This is a genomic window from Gammaproteobacteria bacterium (assembly GCA_021648145.1).
Taxonomy (GTDB): Bacteria; Pseudomonadota; Gammaproteobacteria; order JAADGQ01; family JAADGQ01; genus S141-38.
The window spans coordinates 84,413-102,164 of record JAKITI010000001.1; the positions used below are offsets into that span (position 1 = coordinate 84,413).

At 44.5% G+C, this 17,752-nt stretch carries 16 protein-coding genes and 1 pseudogene; 13 read left to right on the forward strand and 4 right to left on the reverse strand.

Annotated features, from left to right (window positions below; all coding sequences use genetic code 11):
* Position 1 precedes the first annotated feature (1 nt).
* The gene (gene rlmKL, locus L3J70_00410) at positions 2-2,209 is read right to left on the reverse strand and encodes a bifunctional 23S rRNA (guanine(2069)-N(7))-methyltransferase RlmK/23S rRNA (guanine(2445)-N(2))-methyltransferase RlmL (protein ID MCF6234836.1); all 2,208 of its coding nucleotides are present in this window, start codon (positions 2,207-2,209) and stop codon (positions 2-4) included.
* Between the two features lie 6 nt (positions 2,210-2,215).
* Entirely contained in the window at positions 2,216-3,292 is a 1,077-nt protein-coding gene (locus L3J70_00415) for an AI-2E family transporter (GenBank protein ID MCF6234837.1), read from the reverse strand.
* 253 nt (positions 3,293-3,545) lie between these two features.
* On the opposite strand from L3J70_00415, the gene L3J70_00420 reads away from it, so the two are divergent.
* The 13 genes and pseudogenes from L3J70_00420 to L3J70_00480 all read left to right on the forward strand — a co-directional run bounded on the left by L3J70_00420 (position 3,546) and on the right by L3J70_00480 (position 13,844).
* Entirely contained in the window at positions 3,546-4,493 is a 948-nt protein-coding gene (locus L3J70_00420; protein ID MCF6234838.1) for a DnaJ domain-containing protein, read from the forward strand.
* Positions 4,494-4,495: 2 nt separating this feature from the next.
* Positions 4,496-4,837 carry a chaperone modulator CbpM gene (locus L3J70_00425; GenBank protein MCF6234839.1) on the forward strand — a complete coding sequence of 114 codons (342 nt, stop codon included), beginning with the start codon at positions 4,496-4,498 and terminating at the stop codon, positions 4,835-4,837.
* Entirely contained in the window at positions 4,834-5,268 is a 435-nt protein-coding gene (gene trxC / locus L3J70_00430) for a thioredoxin TrxC (GenBank protein ID MCF6234840.1), read from the forward strand. The genes L3J70_00425 and trxC overlap by 4 nt, the downstream gene beginning before the upstream one ends.
* A 211-nt stretch (positions 5,269-5,479) precedes the next feature.
* A complete protein-coding gene (locus L3J70_00435; protein ID MCF6234841.1) occupies positions 5,480-5,761 on the forward strand; it encodes a hypothetical protein in 282 nt (93 codons plus the stop codon).
* A 107-nt stretch (positions 5,762-5,868) separates the two neighbouring features.
* Positions 5,869-7,572 (forward strand): annotated as a pseudogene (gene metG, locus L3J70_00440) (methionine--tRNA ligase).
* Positions 7,573-7,614: 42 nt separating this feature from the next.
* Positions 7,615-8,196, forward strand: coding sequence for an electron transport complex subunit RsxA (gene rsxA / locus L3J70_00445; GenBank protein MCF6234842.1), 582 nt, complete (start codon positions 7,615-7,617; stop codon positions 8,194-8,196).
* Positions 8,197-8,199: 3 nt separating this feature from the next.
* The gene (gene rsxB / locus L3J70_00450; GenBank protein ID MCF6234843.1) at positions 8,200-8,751 is read left to right on the forward strand and encodes an electron transport complex subunit RsxB; all 552 of its coding nucleotides are present in this window, start codon (positions 8,200-8,202) and stop codon (positions 8,749-8,751) included.
* Positions 8,748-10,406: an electron transport complex subunit RsxC gene (gene rsxC, locus L3J70_00455; protein ID MCF6234844.1), complete on the forward strand. Its 1,659-nt coding sequence runs from the start codon at positions 8,748-8,750 to the stop codon at positions 10,404-10,406. The genes rsxB and rsxC overlap by 4 nt, the downstream gene beginning before the upstream one ends.
* Positions 10,399-11,439, forward strand: a complete 1,041-nt coding sequence (rsxD, locus tag L3J70_00460) for an electron transport complex subunit RsxD (GenBank protein MCF6234845.1) — start codon at positions 10,399-10,401, stop codon at positions 11,437-11,439. The genes rsxC and rsxD overlap by 8 nt, the downstream gene beginning before the upstream one ends.
* Positions 11,436-12,071: an electron transport complex subunit RsxG gene (rsxG, locus tag L3J70_00465; GenBank protein ID MCF6234846.1), complete on the forward strand. Its 636-nt coding sequence runs from the start codon at positions 11,436-11,438 to the stop codon at positions 12,069-12,071. Before rsxD ends, rsxG begins: the two co-directional genes overlap by 4 nt.
* Positions 12,061-12,765 carry an electron transport complex subunit E gene (locus L3J70_00470; protein ID MCF6234847.1) on the forward strand — a complete coding sequence of 235 codons (705 nt, stop codon included), beginning with the start codon at positions 12,061-12,063 and terminating at the stop codon, positions 12,763-12,765. The genes rsxG and L3J70_00470 overlap by 11 nt, the downstream gene beginning before the upstream one ends.
* A complete protein-coding gene (gene nth, locus L3J70_00475) occupies positions 12,762-13,397 on the forward strand; it encodes an endonuclease III (protein ID MCF6234848.1) in 636 nt (211 codons plus the stop codon). The genes L3J70_00470 and nth overlap by 4 nt, the downstream gene beginning before the upstream one ends.
* Positions 13,398-13,412: 15 nt before the next feature.
* A complete protein-coding gene (locus tag L3J70_00480) occupies positions 13,413-13,844 on the forward strand; it encodes a DUF1841 family protein (GenBank protein MCF6234849.1) in 432 nt (143 codons plus the stop codon).
* 23 nt (positions 13,845-13,867) lie between these two features.
* Here L3J70_00480 and L3J70_00485 read toward each other — a convergent pair whose 3' ends face one another.
* Together L3J70_00485 and L3J70_00490 are read right to left on the reverse strand one after the other, a co-directional pair.
* Positions 13,868-15,778, reverse strand: a complete 1,911-nt coding sequence (locus L3J70_00485) for an ATP-binding cassette domain-containing protein (GenBank protein MCF6234850.1) — start codon at positions 15,776-15,778, stop codon at positions 13,868-13,870.
* A gap of 135 nt (positions 15,779-15,913) precedes the next feature.
* Positions 15,914-17,728, reverse strand: a complete 1,815-nt coding sequence (locus L3J70_00490) for a lactonase family protein (GenBank protein MCF6234851.1) — start codon at positions 17,726-17,728, stop codon at positions 15,914-15,916.
* Positions 17,729-17,752: the final 24 nt, after the last annotated feature.

Here is a 17,752-nt window from a genome sequence, read left to right on the forward strand (position 1 = left end):
GTCAGCCCCTTGGTTTGATCTCCCAACAGTTGTGAATCTTGCTATTACGTGAAAAATCTTTTGGAATCGTTTGTTGAGTAATATCTTTAATCATCAAATCACTCAGCGCTTCATGATCCATTTTGAATTTTCTAAAGTTATTTGAAAATATCAGTGTGCCATCGGCAGTCAATAAGTGAGCGGCTTGTTTGATTAATTCAACGTGATCCTTTTGAATATCAAAATTACGCTCCATGCGTTTGGAAGTAGAAAATGTGGGCGGATCAAGAAAGATTAATCCGTAACGATTCCATACATTGCTCTCTCCATACTTTTCTTCTAGCCATTGCAGGCAGTCTGTTCGAATGAATGAGTGGTTGGTTTTATCAAAACCATTCAACTCCATGTTCCGTTTTGCCCACTCATAGTAGGTTTTTGACATGTCAATTGTTGTGGTTGATTTTGCGCCACCCATGGCGGCGTGAACGCTGGCACTGCCCGTGTATGCAAATAGATTTAATACGCGCTGATTTGCCGCCAGTTTGCCGATCAGGCTGCGGGTTATTCGGTGATCAAGAAACAGCCCGACATCCAGGTAGTCTGTAAAATTAACTAAAAATCGGCATGGACCTTCAGTGATCTCAATAAAATTTTCATCAGAGGCTTGTTTTTCATATTGTGCATTGCCTTTTTGGCGACGGCGGACTTTGAAAAACAGTTGCTCCATTGGAATTTCTAATAGTCCAGGCAATACTGCGAGCGCTTCACGTAAACGGGTCTTGGCTTTAGCTGGGTCAATGGTTTTGGGGGCTTCGTATTCCTGGACGCAGATTCGTTTTTTGCCATTCACATCATGGAACAGGTCAATTGCTAATGAATATTCAGGTAGATCCGCATCATAAATTCGATAACAAGTGATACTTTCACGCGTTGCCCATCGTTTCAGTGTTTTCATGTTTTTGCGAAGGCGATTGGCAAACATTTGCGCGCCGTCACTGAGCTCTTCCGGTTTTGCCGGTTTTGGCATCGAGACACCGCCCGATAGAACGGGGCGTTCGATAAACCACTTTTCTTGCAGGTCAAACCTAAGCAGTTTGCAAGGCAGTGCCCCATTAAAAAGAGGATGTTGTTTGTGAGGACGCATTCCCATACGTTTAGCGAGATCAGGGTTCCCCGTAAATACGGCCGCTTGCCAGCCTACAAAATGCTCTTTTAACTTGTCGCCCAGATCGGCATATAAAACAGTCAGCTCTTCAATTTCACCCAAGCGCTCACCATAGGGTGGGTTGACAATGAGCAGGCCGGCCTGAGCACCCGCTGGAGCTTCTAACACAGATAGGTCACGTTGAAGAATATGGATGTCATTAATCAAGCCGACTGCATCAACATTTTCAATAGAGGCACGGACTGATCGACGATCTGTATCAAAGCCAAATATACTTGGCTTTTCTTTTAACTGGCCTTGATCACGGCGATCTAGAGCTTCGTTGCGTAACGTTTGCCAAAGTGGCGCATCATGTTTTTTCCAGCCGGTAAAACCAAAAAAGTCACGTTCCAGACCGGGTGCAATATCCATGGCTATGAGCGCCGCTTCAATAAGAAATGTGCCTGAGCCGCACATTGGATCAAGCAATGAGCCACCTTTTTGTGAAATTTCTGGCCAACCCGCGCGTAATAAAAGTGCTGCAGCCAGGTTTTCTTTCAAAGGGGCTTTGATGTTTTCAATCCGATAGCTGCGTTTATGAAGGCTATCGCCGGAAAGATCAATACTGACATTCGCCTGATCTCGATTCAGATGTACATTAATACGCAGATCAGGCCGGTGGGTGTCAATTGATGGGCGCTCATTGCAGCGGTCTCGAAACTGATCGACAATCGCATCTTTGACTTTCAACGCAGCAAAATGGCTGTGGGTAATGCGTGAACTTGAAAGGTTGAAATCAATCGCCAACGTATCATAAGCACTCATATGTTCAGACCAGTCGATCTCTTGAATATTTTCATAGAGTGCTTCGGGCGTTGGTGCGTGAAAATTGACCAGAGGCAGTAAAATTCTATTTGCAGTACGTGACCAGAGGCAGGCGCGATAGGCTGTTTCCAGTGTTCCCTCAAATAAAACACCTGCGGGCTGTTCCTTGAGGTTTGTGGCTCCAAGTGTTTTTAGTTCATCAAATAAAAGCGAAGCAACGCCCTTGGGCGCAGTGGCGAATAGTGGGAAAGTTGAGGTCATAATGATTTATAAAGTTGATTTTGAAGAGGGCGGAACTTGAGTGTGAGCGGCTTCTTCTGAGTCGGCAGTTCCTAGCAATACGGCAAGCCAGTGTGTTTCATCTCGGCTATCAAGTGCAATTTTTATAGTCATTGTTAACGGTACTGAAAGAAACATTCCTACAGGTCCCAATACCCATCCCCAAAATACTAACGATAAAAATACAACTAATGGTGATAAGCCTAATCCACGCCCCATGAAGCGCGGCTCCAATATATTTCCCACAACAACGTTGACAACCAAAAAGCCAATTGCTGTACTGATGGCAGCGCCAGTTCCTAGCTGAACTAATGCAAGTAATATGACGGGAATGGCCGCAATAATTGAACCAATATTGGGAACAAAATTGAGCATAAATACCAGCAATCCCCAAAGAAGAGGGTAGTCTACGCCAATAATAACAAGCCAAAGAGTGATTAAAACAGCGGTCAGAAGGCTGCTAATACTTTTAATAGCCAGGTAATTTTTTACTGTCGAGGTGAATTTTTGGAATGGGATGAGTGAATCTTTTTGATCGCCTAGTGCAATACGCAGCTTTCTTGGGAAGCTGGATGTTTCAAACAGAATAAAAACAACAGTGAGCAAAATCAAAAAGACATTCCCTAAAGCGCCCCCGAGGCCATTGAGTGTTTGAGCCGCCAGCTTCATTGCAACAGCGGGGTCAAATGCAGTGGTTAACACCTCCAACGATATTTCAAAACCGAAACTTTCAGCCCACACTCTTGCTTGTGTCATCTGCTCGGTGAGGCGCTCCTGATAAAAGGGTAGGTCGGCCGAAAAACTTTTAAGTGAAGACCCGACCAGAGCACCCAATCCGAACACAACGATAATGACACTTGTGATAACAACGATCATGGCGAGTGAGCGGGGGAGCCCCCGATCTTCTAACCAAAATAGAGGCGGCGCACTGATGATGGCAATAAATATAGAGAGCAAAAAAGGGATGATAATAGGTTTGGCCGCCTGCATTCCAGCCACAACAATGACGAACGCAGCGATATAAAGTAATACAGGAATTCCCGCAGTATATTTGAGTTGTGCCATTTTTCTATCTTTTACTCTTAGGGTTTACTTGTTTTAGTGATTGATCTGCTGAAGCGAATAATGAATCAATTCGCCACAATAAGGAAGTATGAAAGGGTTTGTTAATTACTCAAGAAAGAAAATCAAAGCTCGTTTTGTTGTTTTGTTATACAGTAAAGTCTATAACTTAAGTTGCATACGGTGCTTGCTCAATATGGCAGGCTATGTTTTGTTATAAATCTGTTTTTGACGTATTAAGCTGGGGAGCTAGGTATTGGAGTATAAAGATTACTACAAAATTATGGGGGTTGAGCGTACAGCCAGCCAGAGTGATATCAAAAAGGCCTATCGTAAACTGGCACGTAAGTTTCATCCCGATGTGAGTAAAGAGACGAATGCTGAGGAGCGCTTCAAGGAGGTCGGTGAGGCTTATGAAGTGCTGAAGGATCCTGAAAAACGGGTCGCTTATGATCAGTTGGGTGCCAACTGGAAGGCGGGGCAGGATTTTAATCCTCCACCAGACTGGAACCAGGGCTTTGAGTTTCATGGGGGTGGTTTTACTCAGGCTGATGCTTCCAATTTCAGTGATTTTTTTGGTTCACTTTTTGGGGACGGTTTTGCCGCAGGAGGGCATGCGCGTGATCCTCACTTCAATATGCGCGGTGAAGATAGTTATGCCAAGGTTGTTATCGACCTTGATGATACATTTCACGGTGCCAGCCGTACCATTACGTTACGTCATACTGTCATGGGTGCTGATGGCCGACCTCATCTGGAGAATCGCTCTCTTAATGTTCGCATTCCCAAGGGTGTGTATCAGGGGCAGCATATTCGTCTTGCAGGTCAGGGAGATCCCGGCGCAGGTCAAGGCAAGGCGGGGGATCTCTATCTTGAAGTCGAATTCAGACCACATCCGTTTTATCGGGTCGATGGACGGGATATTTATCTTGATCTGCCGATTGCTCCATGGGAGGCTGCTTTGGGTGCCTCGGTCAATGTGCCTACCCCAGGGGGCAAAGTTCAGTTAAAGATTCCTGGTAACTCCAAATCTGGAGCCAGAATGCGCCTGAAAGGGCGAGGAATTCCTGGTAAAGCTGCGGGTGATCTATATGTGGTGCTGCAGCTCGCTCTACCACCGGCAAGCAGTGATGAAGCCAAGGCGTTATATAACGAAATGGCGCAGAAACTGGCCTTCAATCCACGCGCTACATTGGGAGTTTAAAAATGACTGTAGAATCCTATCTGTTTAGTGGCAACATCGTTGAAGAGGAGCTTGAATTTACTTTGGTGGAGCTCAGCCATGCCTGCGCCGTCAATGCTGAATGGCTCATTATGTTAGTGGAAGAGGGTGTGCTGGAGCCACAACAGCAGACAAAATCTGAGTGGCGCTTTAGTGGCCCCACGTTAAAGCGTATACGTACCGTGCAACATTTGCAGCGTGATCTTGGCGTTAATCTGGCGGGTGCGGCACTGGCGCTGGATCTGCTGGGAGAAGTTGACCGCTTGCGGGCACGGCTAGCAGTGTTGGAGGAACCTATGATGAATAGAAGGGGTGAATCAATATGAGTGATGCGTTACACATTGTTTGCCCGCATTGTCACGCGGTTAACCGCATTCCCAGCGGGCGTTTGAGCGATGACCCTAAATGTGGAAAATGCCATCAGAAACTTTTTAACGCTCATCCAGTAGCACTGACAACGGCAACATTTACAGGTCAGATTAACCGCAATGGTATCCCCGTGGTGGTGGATTTTTGGGCTCCTTGGTGTAGCCCCTGTAAAGCGATGGCTCCTGCCTTTGAGCAAGCTGCCGCCCAGCTGGAGCCACATGTGCGCCTTGCCAAGGTGGATACCGAGGCTGAACAGAGTCTGGGTGCTCAGTTTGGTATCCGCAGTATTCCGACGTTGATGCTGTTTAAAGATGGGCGGGAGATTGCACGTCAACCTGGTGCCATGGGTGCTGGGGATATCGTCAATTGGGTGCGTTCACATACCTGACTGGAATATCTGAACAAGCCTGGGTGAGGCGAATTAGATTCAAATTTATTAACATGATCTATTTTTTATGTGGCAAACTGAAATTTGACTACCCGCCCTATAGAGTGAAACGGGTATCTAAAAGAGGTGGAGAGCTGCGCTGTGAAGTGGTTAATGGCCGCATCAACATCTATGGAAAAGCAACAAAATATTTACAGGGAGAAATTGAACTGTGAAACAGATATTACGCACCCTGTTTTCTCCAATTTTGAATCTCTTTGAGTCAGGTGGTACGGAGGAATCTTTCATTTATAAACCGTCACATCGAGTTATTTTAAATGCTATGGGAGCTATTTTTTCTGGGTTGGCAACGCTGGTATTTTTTGTTGCTCAAGGAGAAGAATTAGGTTATCTGTTGCCTGTACTGATATTTGGTGGAATTGGCTTGGTCAGTTTGCTGGTCGGCTTGATTGGCACAGATCGAGCCGTAGCTAAAATTTGGGGTTCTCGTTGATGGTTTGAAATTAAGAGAGTAATTCGCATGATAGCACTGCCCAATAAACACAATAATCGGCTATAATCCCTGCCTTTAATTTTTTATGTAGATTGTGTTCTTTTAAAATGTCTCATCAAGCTCGAAAAATCCTTGTCACCAGCGCATTGCCATATGCGAATGGGCCGATTCATCTTGGTCATATGCTGGAGCATATCCAGACTGATATCTGGGTACGCTTTCAAAAACTGCGTGGTAACCAGTGCTATTATGTTTGTGCGGATGATACCCACGGCACGGCTATTATGTTACGCGCTGAGCTGGAGGGGATTACGCCTGAGGCATTGATTGAGCGTGTGCATGGCGAGCATTTACAGGATTTTTCTGATTTCCATATCGGCTTTGATCACTATCACAGCACTCACTCTGATGAAAACAGAGAGCTTTCGGAGCTGATCTATAAACGCCAGCGTGATGCAGGGCATATTGTAACGCGTACCATCAAACAGGCTTTTGATGCTGAAAAGCAGATGTTTTTGCCTGATCGCTATATTAAAGGTGAGTGCCCACGATGCGGGGCGGATGATCAATATGGCGATAACTGTGAAAAATGCGGGGCGACTTACGACTCTTTTGAACTGAAAAATCCTGTTTCAGTAGTTTCAGGAACTGCACCGATTGAAAAAGAGTCTGTGCACTATTTTTTCAAGCTAAGTGATTACCAGGCGATGCTGAGTGACTGGATTGCAGGAACAAGTGCACCGCAAGTGGAGCGTGATACTTATGGTCGTCCTCAATCGACACTTGCACCCACATTGCAGCCTGAAATTTCCAATAAGTTACGAGAATGGGTTGATGATGAGCTGCGTGACTGGGATATCTCACGTGATGCGCCTTATTTTGGTTTTGAAATTCCTGATGCACCGGGTAAATATTTTTATGTCTGGCTGGATGCGCCGATTGGTTATATGTCCAGTTTCAAAAGTTTTTGTGAAAATCAGCCTGACTTGAGCTTCGATGACTACTGGGCGAAAGGCAGTGATGCGGAGCTTTATCATTTCATTGGTAAAGATATCATCAACTTTCATGCATTGTTCTGGCCTGCGATGTTGCAAGGGGCTGATTTTCGTCAGCCAACAGCTATTTTTGCACATGGCTTCCTGACAGTGAATGGGCAAAAAATGTCCAAATCACGCGGAACGTTTATCGCGGCTAGAACCTATCTGGACCATTTGAACCCTGAATACCTGCGTTACTATTTTGCGGCTAAACTGGGTTCTGGTATTGAAGATATTGATTTGAACCTGGAAGATTTTCGTCAGCGGGTGAACTCTGATCTTGTCGGCAAAGTAGTTAATATTGCAAGTCGCTGTGCGGGTTTCATTACCAAACGATTTGATGGAAATTTAGGCCATTCACTCGATAGCACTCTGTATGAAATATTTGTAACTCGTGGAATCGAAGTCATCGGTGAGTGCTTTGAAAAACGTGAATACAGCAAGGCCATTCGTGAAATTATGGAACTGGCGGACCAGGCCAACCAATATATTGCGGATAAAGAGCCGTGGGTGGTAGCCAAGCAAGAGGGTGGGGACGCTGAACTGCATGAGATTTGCACCACAGGATTGAACCTTTTTCGTTTGTTGATACTCTTCTTAAAACCTGTGCTGCCTCAAGTTGCTCAGCAAACAGAAATTTTTTTGAATATCCCTGAATTGCGGTGGAGTGATATTGAAAACCCTCTGCTGGCACATAAAATCAATAAATATAAACCGTTAATGACCCGCGCGGAAAAAGAACAAACTGATCAGATGATTGAAGATTCAAAACAACAACCTGTCATTCCTGTAGCAGTATAATTTACAGGGTGTATGATGACTGAATACCTGCTGATTATTGTAAGTACCGTACTGGTTAATAACTTTGTTTTAGTCCAGTTTCTTGGGCTATGCCCGTTTATGGGCGTTTCCCGTAAACTAGATACGGCGGTGGGTATGTCGCTGGCGACAACGTTTGTTCTGACGCTCTCCTCGGTTTGTAGTTACCTGGTTAATTTTTATTTGCTGGATCCATTGGGTTTGAGTTATCTGCGAACAATTGCATTCATTCTTGTGATTGCGGTGGTGGTGCAATTTACTGAAATGGTGGTGCATAAAACCAGCCCACTGCTCTATAAAGTTCTTGGGATTTTTTTGCCATTGATTACCACAAACTGTGCCGTTCTGGGTGTGGCACTACTTAATATTCAAGAGCAGCATAATTTTATGGAATCATTGGTTTATGGTTTTGGCGCTGCGGTTGGATTTTCATTGGTGTTGATTCTGTTTGCTGCGATGCGCGAACGAGTTGAAGTGGCGGATGTGCCCGTGCCTTTTAAAGGGGCGGCGATTGCATTGATTACAGCAGGCTTAATGTCGATGGCATTTATGGGTTTTTCTGGCTTGGTGAAGGGTTAACCGATGTTGACGGCCATCATTGCTCTGGGTCTGTTAGCCGTTTTTTTTGGCTTGTTGCTGGGATTTTCCGCCGTTCGCTTTAAGGTGGAAGGCGATCCCATTGTCGATCAAATCGACAAGCTTTTACCACAAACGCAATGTGGCCAATGCAGTTACCCCGGATGCCGCCCTTATGCACAGGCGATTGCTAATAATGAGGCGGATATTAATCAGTGTCCCCCGGGTGGAAACGATACGATTGTCGCCTTGGCTGAACTCCTGAACAGGGAAGCAAAACCACTGAATGCTGAAATGGGGGAAGTCAAGCCACCGATGCTGGCTGTGATTGATGAAGAGGCCTGTATTGGATGCACTTTATGCATTCAGGCATGCCCCGTTGATGCTATTTTAGGTGCGGCGAAACAGATGCATACCGTGATTGAAAGTGAGTGTACGGGGTGTGTGTTATGTGTGGAGCCGTGTCCGGTTGATTGTATTAAAATGATTGAGGTTGAAACACCTTATTTAGAGTGGAAGTGGCCAGAGCCAGAAGCGGATGGAGAGAGACGCTCATGATCAATCGTATTCTCTCTAAGTTTCGTGGTGGTGTTCACCTGCCTGATCGTAAGTCATTGACGACAGGGCAACCTGTACGTAAAGCCTGCCTGCCTGATCGTTTATACCTTCCACTGCACCAGCATATCGGAACATCAGCTGAACCGGTCATTGCCGTGGGTGATTCGGTGCTTAAAGGTCAGGTGATTGCTCAGGCCAGTGGTTATGTGAGTGCCTCGATTCATGCTTCAAGCTCTGGAAAAGTTGTCGCGATTGAAGATCATGCGATTCCGCATCCATCGGGTGCATCTGCACCTTGTATCGTGATTGAAACGGATGGCGAAGACCGCTGGGTTGAACGCCCAGATGCAGAAGATTATTTGTCAATGGATCCCAGTCACTTACGTAATTTGATTCGTAATGCAGGCATTGTGGGTTTAGGTGGTGCAGGCTTCCCTTCGTTTATAAAATTGAATCCCGGCCAGGACTGTCAGATTGATACGTTGATTTTAAACGGCGCAGAGTGTGAGCCTTTTATTACTTGTGATGATCTTTTGATGCGCACGAATCCAGAAGAAATTATTAGCGGTATCAAAGTTTTGCGTCATGCACTTAAAGCAAAACATGTTGTAATTGCAGTTGAAGATAATAAGCCTGAAGCATTTCAGATCTTGAAAGCGCAGTTGCACAATGAAGATATTGAAGTGGTGCAAGTACCGACCCTGTATCCTGCGGGAGGTGAAAAACAGTTGATACAGGTGGTTACAGATAAAGAAGTCCCGCATGACGGTTTGCCATTGAATATTGGTATTGTCATACAAAATGTCAGTACAGCCGCTGCAGTGCATCACGCCGTGAATGAATGTACGCCACTTGTTTCACGTTATGTGACCGTGACGGGAGGGGGCGTGGCACAGCCACATAATCTGGAGGTGCTTTTTGGTACGCCTGTGAGTGAGCTGCTGGATCAGTGTGGAGGTATAACAGCGGCGATGACTCGTCTTGTTATGGGTGGGCCGATGATGGGTTTTGAACTGCATCAACACAGTGTTCCAGTGATTAAAACAACTAATTGTATTTTGGCCGCGACAGACTATGATTTGTCGCCCAGTCAACCAGCGATGCCTTGTATACGTTGTGGAACTTGTGCAGACGTTTGCCCAGTATCACTGCTGCCACAACAACTCTATTGGTTTGCGCGTTCGAAAGAGTTTGATAAGGCACAAAATATTAATTTGTTTGACTGCATTGAGTGTGGCTGTTGCTCGTATGTTTGCCCGAGTCATATTCCATTGGTGCAGTATTTTCGTTTCTCAAAAACTGAAATTGCAGCCAAAGAACGAGATCAGAAAAAAGCGGATCAGGCGCGTATTCGTCATGAAGCTCGCCAGGCGCGTCTTGACCGGGAAAAAGCAGAACGGGCTGCACGACTGGCCAAGAAAAAAGCGGTACTAGCAGCTAAAAAGGCAAAGTCTGATGCCGCAGGTGAAGGTGGAGTAAGCGATGATAAAAAGGCTGCAATCAAAGCCGCGATTGAACGTGCTAAAGCTAAAAAAGAGGCTAAAAAACAAGTCCAACCTGAAAAAGAAATGGCTGTGAGTCAGCAAAAGAAAGCTGAAATGAGAGCTGCGATTGCTCGTGCTAAAGCGAAGAAATCAGAGAAGAAAAATGATTAATTTTAATATCAGGTCTTCGCCACAAACTCATTCAGGTCAGAATCTGACGCAAATGATGATGCGTATTTTATATGCACTCGTGCCGGCTCTTATTGCTTATGTCTGGTTTTTTGGCTGGGGCATTGTGATCAATATTCTTCTAGCTGTCGTGACTGCCCTCTGCTGTGAAGCATTGATGCTGAAATTGCGCCAACGTCCCATTAAACTGTTTTTGACCGATGGAAGCGCCATCGTGACTGCAACACTGTTGGCAATGGCATTACCTCCTCTGATGCCTTGGTGGTTAACGATGCTCGGCGTTGCCTTTGCGATTATTATTGCCAAGCATCTTTATGGTGGTTTAGGTTTTAATCCGTTTAATCCCGCGATGGTGGGGTATGTGATGTTGCTCATTTCATTTCCACTGGAGATGACGGGTTGGTCAGCACCACTCACACTGGTTGATTACAACTTATCTTTTGTGGATAGTTTTTCAGTAATTTTTACGGGGCAGATCGTTAATGGCTTGCAGTTAGATGCGCTGACCATGGCGACACCACTTGATATGCTTAAATCCGAACTGCGTCTTGAGCATACAGTGGCAGAGTCACTGAGCAGCCACCCTGTATTTGGACTCATGGGCGGTGTGGGCTGGGAGTGGATTAATCTGGCAATATTGGTTGGTGGAGCCTGGTTGATCTATAAAAAAGTGATTACCTGGCATGTGCCTGCTGGATTATTGGGTGCTCTGTTTATCATTGCAGCTGTTTTTTACGGGATTGATTCCGAACATTATGCTTCGCCGTTATTTCATATTATGAGTGGTGCTGCGATTTTTGCTGCATTTTTTATTGCGACTGATCCCGTAACAGCGCCAACAACACCACTTGGACGAGTGATATTTGGTGCAGGAATTGGTGTTTTGGCCTATGTAATTCGTACCTGGGGAGGCTATCCTGAGGGGATTGCATTTGCCGTATTGCTGATGAATATGGTGGCACCGACGATTGATCACTATTATCAACCACGTGTATTTGGGCATCGCAAAAAATGATTCAATATATGTTACGTGCTGGGGGATTGTTAGGGCTCGCCGCAGTGATTGGTACGGCGCTTGTGGCGATCACCTATATTGGAACGTATGAAAAAACAGCTGAAAATGAGCGTGAATTTTTAATGCGCAGCTTGACTGCAATTGTCCCGGAGTCAACATTTGATAATGATATTTTTAACGATACGATCACAGTGATTTCACCCAAGCTTTTGGGTACCCCTAATCCAGTGGTTGCCTACCGAGCTCGGCGTAATGGAGCACCGGTGGCCGTTGTGCTGACACCCATCGCACAGGATGGTTATAACGGAAATATTAAGTTATTGATCGCAATTCGTTTTGATGGATCGTTGGGGGGCGTGCGGGTTGTCGCGCATCGTGAAACACCTGGTTTGGGTGATGATATTGAGATTGAACGGTCGGACTGGATTACCACATTTAATAACCACTCACTGGATAGTCTTAGCGGAAGTCGTTGGCGAGTAAAAAAAGATGGCGGAGAGTTTGATCAGTTTACGGGGGCGACCATCACGCCGCGTGCCATCGTAAAAGCAGTTTATCAATCACTGCAATACTTTGTCGTAAACCGTGATGCACTGTTTGCCATATCAGATGAAACACAAGATGAACAATAGTATGAGCTACAGAAAAATTACTCAGGATGGCCTCTGGAATAACAATATTGCTTTGGTGCAGTTACTGGGGCTATGTCCATTGCTGGCGGTGACTTCAACGGCAATTAATGGCTTAGGATTAGGCTTGGCAACACTGCTGACATTGGTGATTTCTAATGTGGTTGTTTCACTGATTCGCAATCAAGTTCGTCCTGAAATTCGTATTCCTGTTTTTATATTGGTGATTGCATCCGCAGTGACGGCGATCGAATTAGCCATGAGTGCTTTTTTTTACGACCTGTTTAAAGTCTTGGGAATTTTTATTCCATTGATTGTGACGAACTGTGCGATTTTGGGTCGTGCAGAGGCGTTTGCTTCAAAAAATGGGGTCAAACTTTCATTGATTGATGCGCTCAGTATGGGATTTGGTTTTCTGGTTATTCTTGTTGTGTTAGGCGGAGCACGCGAAATATTGGGACAAGGCACACTGTTTGATCAAGCTCATTTGATGTTTGGTGAGTTTGGAGGGTGGATGACCCTCACGATCATTGATGATTATCGTGGTTTTTTATTGGCAATTTTACCCCCAGGTGCTTTCATTGGTTTGGGGTTGATGATTGCGATTAAAAACTATATGGATTCACGCAAAAAGTGCAAAGGTATCAAGGTGCCAATTGAATTAAGGCAGACGAGTGCTTCTAGTTCAGCCACATGAACAGACAAAAGCGTTATGAAATTTTTAGTCGGTTAAAAACGGATAATCCTAATCCAACCACTGAATTGAATTATGTGACGTCTTTTGAGTTATTAATTGCTGTGATATTGTCAGCACAAGCAACAGATAAGAGTGTGAATAAAGCGACAGATATACTTTATCCTGTTGCCAATACAGCCCAAGCTATCTTTGATCTGGGTGAAGAAAAGTTAAAACAATATATTAAAACGATAGGCCTGTTTAATAGTAAAGCGGCGAATATTATTAAAACCTGTGCGATGCTGATTGAAAAATATCAGGGTGAAGTGCCCGAGACGCGAGAAGCGCTTGAAGCACTGCCAGGTGTTGGCAGAAAAACAGCCAACGTCATTTTGAATACTGCATTTGGTCAACCGACGATGGCGGTAGATACCCATATTTTTCGTGTGTCCAATCGTACACGCATTGCACCAGGTAAAAATGTACTGGAAGTTGAAAAGAAGCTACTCAAGTTTATTCCAAAAGAGTTTTTATTAGACGCACACCACTGGTTGATTCTGCATGGTCGTTACGTCTGTGTGGCAAGAAAACCGCGTTGCTCTGCTTGTATTATCGAAGATTTATGTGAGTTCAAGAAAAAAATTATTGGATAGGAAGGGTGATTATTGATGTTTTACACACAAGATCGCGGAAAAATGCGCCAGTTTATGTGTGAGGTATGGCGTAAACATTGTGCGGCAGAAGTCATGGATCCAATGGAAACCGTGATTGGTGGCGTGATTGCACAGCACCCTGAATATCACAAACTATTTGAAAATAGTGAAGCATCAAAAGAGCGTGATTATCTACCAGAAATGGGGGAGACCAATCCTTTTTTGCATGTCAGTATGCATATCGCTCTGCAGGAGCAGATCAGCAGTAATCGACCTTTTGGAATGACTGATTTACATCAACAACTAGCGAATAAAAAAGGCAGTGCACACGATGCCGAGCATGCCATGATGGAGTGTTTGTCTGAGATGATATGGAAAGCTCAGCGGGAGAATGTTGCGCCTGATGAGACTGCTTATATGGAAAGTTTAAAAAAATTACTCGCCTGAGTCTGTATAACGACTGCAATTATTTACGACTCTGGGGAGGGCTCGGCGGAACTTAAAGTTTCACTCACTTCCATCCAGGCTTCTTCAGTTTCTTCGAGTGCTTCTTTTATTTTGCTCTGAGATAGTAGCAGCTCTTTAAGTTGTTGTTTATTTTTTTCTTCGTAAATAGCTGGGGAAGAGAGTTGCTGCTCAATATCATTTTTTTCCTGTTCAAGACTTTCCAGTGATTTTTCCAGTTTTTTTAGTTTATTGCGTAAAGGTTGAAGTTGTTTACGTTTTTCAGCCTCTTGTTTACGCTGCTCTTTGCGATTAATGGTGTTGTTTTGTTCAGGTAAACTGTTTTTTGACTGCTCAGCCATTGTTGTTTTTCGATTGGCAAGCCATTGTCTGTAATCATCCAGGTCACCATCAAAGGACTCTACATGGCCATCACAAACAATAAAAAGTTGGTCGGTTACTGTTCTTAGCAGATGGCGATCATGAGAGATAATCACCATTGCACCTTCATAAGTTTGCAGAGCCAGTGTGAGTGCATGGCGCATTTCAAGGTCAAGATGGTTGGTGGGCTCATCAAGCAGTAACAAATTTGGTTTTTGGTAAACCAGCAGTGCGAGTACAAGCCGCGCCTTTTCACCCCCAGAAAAAGGCGCAACGGGGGAGAGCGCTTTTTCACCACTGAAACCAAATCCACCGAGAAAGTTTTTTAATGATTGCTCAGTTGCGGTTGGATTTAGTGGTTGCAAGTGTTCGATGGGAGAATCATCATCATGGAGTTGTTCGAGCTGATGTTGTGCAAAATAACCAATTTTTAATTGATCTGCTGCTTTATATCGACCTGATGAGGGCTTCATATCCCCGACCAATAATTTGATGAGGGTTGATTTTCCTGCGCCATTGGGGCCGAGCAGGCCGATGCGATCCCCCGGAACCAGATTGAAATCAGCCTCTTTTATAATGATTTTATCACCATACGATGCCGTGGCTTCATGAAGTTGAAGCAGTGGGTTGGGAACTTGCTCCGGTTTGGAAAAAGCAAAGTGAAAAGGTGAATCAACATGTGCCGGTGCAATCTCTTCCATGCGTTCCAGTGCTTTTAGACGGCTTTGGGCTTGACGTGCTTTGGTGGCCTGAGCGCGAAAACGATCCACATAACTTCGAATATGGGCAATTTCTCGTTGTTGTTTGACAAAGGCTGATTGTTGTTGAGCCAGGCTTTCAGCGCGACGGCGTTCGAAGCTTGAATAGTTTCCGCGATAGAGTGTGATTTTTTGATGTTCGATATGGGCAACATGATTGATGCAGCGGTCAAGAAAGTCGCGGTCATGCGAAATCAAAAGCATAGTGCCGGGGTAACGCCTGAGCCACTCTTCAAGCCAGAGTACGGCATCAAGATCCAGGTGATTGGTGGGCTCATCAAGAAGCAACAAGTCTGAGCGACACATTAATGCTTGAGCTAAATTCAGGCGCATTCGCCAGCCCCCGGAAAATGATGAAACGGGGTTCTCTTCTTGCGCTGTTGTAAAGCCTAAACCATTCATAAGTTGAGCGGCACGGGTCCGAGCCGTATAACCATCAACGGCTTCAAGTTGGTGGAGCAGTGTTGCCTGGCGTGAGCCGTCACTGCTTTGCTCTGCCTGACTGATTTCATGCTGAATATGACGCAGTTCTTTATCACCATCCATCACATAATCAATCGCAGCAATATCAACGGCGGGTGTTTCCTGGGCAACATGAGAAATCACCCATTTTTGGGGCAGTGAAAAGTCACCCGAGTCAACGCTTAATTTTCCCATGATTAATGCAAACAGGCTGGATTTCCCCGTGCCATTGGCACCGGTGAGGCCGACTTTATCTGTTGCATGAATACGAAAGGAGGCGTGTTCGAATAAAGGTTCACTGCCACGGCGCAGGGTGACTTCGTTAAAAGTAAGCATGAATAGTGGTTAAGGTATTTTGAAAAATCACATCATAACAATTTTTTATAATAGGCTTGATGATAAATTCTTGGAGAGAGGCTATTTTTTAATAATTTTGTATAGAAATGCGTGATTGTTGTGCTTAAGGGCTGTTTACCAGAAAATTTCCACATAGTTACCCACGGTTTTTGTGAATAGTGGATAGTGGGTATCAATAAGATAGAAATTTTGACCTAGAATCAGCATGGTTTTTGGAGTTGTTTTGCTATTAACAGGTAGTTGTTTGATAGGGCCATCCAATGCACCTGTTTGACTATCTATTGTATATTTTTCTATCATATCCAGTGCTTGATACCGAATATAAAGTTGTTCACCTGATTGGCTGATGAGTGCTGCACTGGGTATTGAGGTTAATACCGTGTGTTGATTGGCTGATTCAGTGATCTCTCCAGTTTTAGGGTTGATGTTGTAAGTCATGATATTTTGATCACTTAAAAGGTATAAAAAATGACCATCAGGTGTGATAGTGATAACTTCTGCATTAATGGACAGGTGATAAACAGGTGCGGCTACTTTGTTCCAGTCCCCAGTTTTTTTGTTGATTTCGAAAGCAGTGACTCTGCTTGAACCTCTATTGTTTGATGCGATGTAAGCAAACTCTCCAGTTGGGTGCAGAGCTATGCTTGTGGGTGGGTGTGGAGTGGTAAGCTCAAGTATTGGAGTCGTGGATGCTGGCTTTAATTGAAAGCCTAATACTTTGTTATTTTCAATACGATAGGCAAAGCTTCCCGATGGGTGAACGACTGAAAAAGAGGCTTCGGTGTTACCGAGGTTTGCAGAGTATGTTTCTGCTACGATGTGGGGTTTTGTGGGTGATTTGATGCTACGGCTCAGTGCGGCTGTAATGGCGATTTTATACTCTACTTCTTGAGTGGCTTCTTCATTTCCTGCTTTATCTACAGAGTAAAACTTCAGGATGGTCGTATCTGCAATTGTGATCGTCGTGGAGTACTTTATTCGACTTGGGTTTGTTTCTACTTTTGGATCACTGCCATCTTTTGTATAATACATGTCACCACAGCCTGAGCCTCCTTGATCTATACAGTCTTTTGAGACCTTAACCAGACGATTGAAGGTGCCTGGTGGTGGCGTGAGTATTGTAGTGGGTGGGTTACTCTCGTTATTAATGATGTACTCTGCTTTTTTGGATGGGGTTTCTTCATTTTCAGCCCTATCTATGGAATAAAAGGTCAGCGTGGTTGTTTCTGTAATCAGAATATTGTCTTGATATTCTGTTCGAGTTGGACTTGTTTTGGGGTCGCTTTTATCGGTCGTGTAATAGGTTTTATCGCACCCTGATCCACCAAGGTCAGTACAATCAAGCACGACTGACTGTTGTCCCCAATACCCACCTGAATCTCCCCCGGCAGGAAAAGCGATCGTTTCAGGGTCTATTTTATCTTCATCTCTAGGGTTTGAACCGAGTCTGAGTTCATAGTAGTTTGAGGCACTATCCTTATCATCATCAAGATATTGATCCTGATAGGACTCTTCATTAAAATTAAGAGTCGTGCCACCTTCACTGATTGTGACGGTTTTGGTGACTGCAAGCAGTGTGACGCTGCCGTACTCTTCCGTTTGATATCTAAATTCAATATCAATTGAATAAGTGCCAGGTTGAATATTCTGGGTTGGATATATGGCTTTGTCCTCTACCATTACCATTTTTCGAAATTGATCCCCCGCAGGTTCAAGCCCATTGATGCGAATATAAGCGCTAAGCTCTCCTTTTGTTTTAAATGACTTGATAGGTTGGCCGCTGGCTGTGCTGCCTCCCTTGGGGAGTGATGCTTGAATATTGAGTTGTGTGGATACCAAAATATCGCTATTACTGCTACTGCAACCTGCTATAAAAAACAGAGTGATGATAAAACAGGCTATATTTAAAATAAATCGGTAATAGTGCAATGTGTGATCTCTGAATTATTGTAT

Excerpts from the sequence above, each read along its gene's own strand:
- L3J70_00425 (MCF6234839.1), top strand. The coding sequence starts at position 4,496 with ATGACTGTAGAATCCTATCTGTTTAGTGGCAACATCGTTGAAGAGGAG.
- rlmKL (MCF6234836.1), bottom strand. The coding sequence starts at position 2,209 with ATGACCTCAACTTTCCCACTATTCGCCACTGCGCCCAAGGGCGTTGCT.
- L3J70_00470 (MCF6234847.1), top strand. The coding sequence starts at position 12,061 with ATGAACAATAGTATGAGCTACAGAAAAATTACTCAGGATGGCCTCTGG.
- L3J70_00415 (MCF6234837.1), bottom strand. The coding sequence starts at position 3,292 with ATGGCACAACTCAAATATACTGCGGGAATTCCTGTATTACTTTATATC.
- L3J70_00480 (MCF6234849.1), top strand. The coding sequence starts at position 13,413 with ATGTTTTACACACAAGATCGCGGAAAAATGCGCCAGTTTATGTGTGAG.
- rsxD (MCF6234845.1), top strand. The coding sequence starts at position 10,399 with ATGATTAATTTTAATATCAGGTCTTCGCCACAAACTCATTCAGGTCAG.
- rsxA (MCF6234842.1), top strand. The coding sequence starts at position 7,615 with ATGACTGAATACCTGCTGATTATTGTAAGTACCGTACTGGTTAATAAC.
- L3J70_00485 (MCF6234850.1), bottom strand. The coding sequence starts at position 15,778 with ATGCTTACTTTTAACGAAGTCACCCTGCGCCGTGGCAGTGAACCTTTA.
- rsxG (MCF6234846.1), top strand. The coding sequence starts at position 11,436 with ATGATTCAATATATGTTACGTGCTGGGGGATTGTTAGGGCTCGCCGCA.
- rsxC (MCF6234844.1), top strand. The coding sequence starts at position 8,748 with ATGATCAATCGTATTCTCTCTAAGTTTCGTGGTGGTGTTCACCTGCCT.
- nth (MCF6234848.1), top strand. The coding sequence starts at position 12,762 with ATGAACAGACAAAAGCGTTATGAAATTTTTAGTCGGTTAAAAACGGAT.
- trxC (MCF6234840.1), top strand. The coding sequence starts at position 4,834 with ATGAGTGATGCGTTACACATTGTTTGCCCGCATTGTCACGCGGTTAAC.
- rsxB (MCF6234843.1), top strand. The coding sequence starts at position 8,200 with ATGTTGACGGCCATCATTGCTCTGGGTCTGTTAGCCGTTTTTTTTGGC.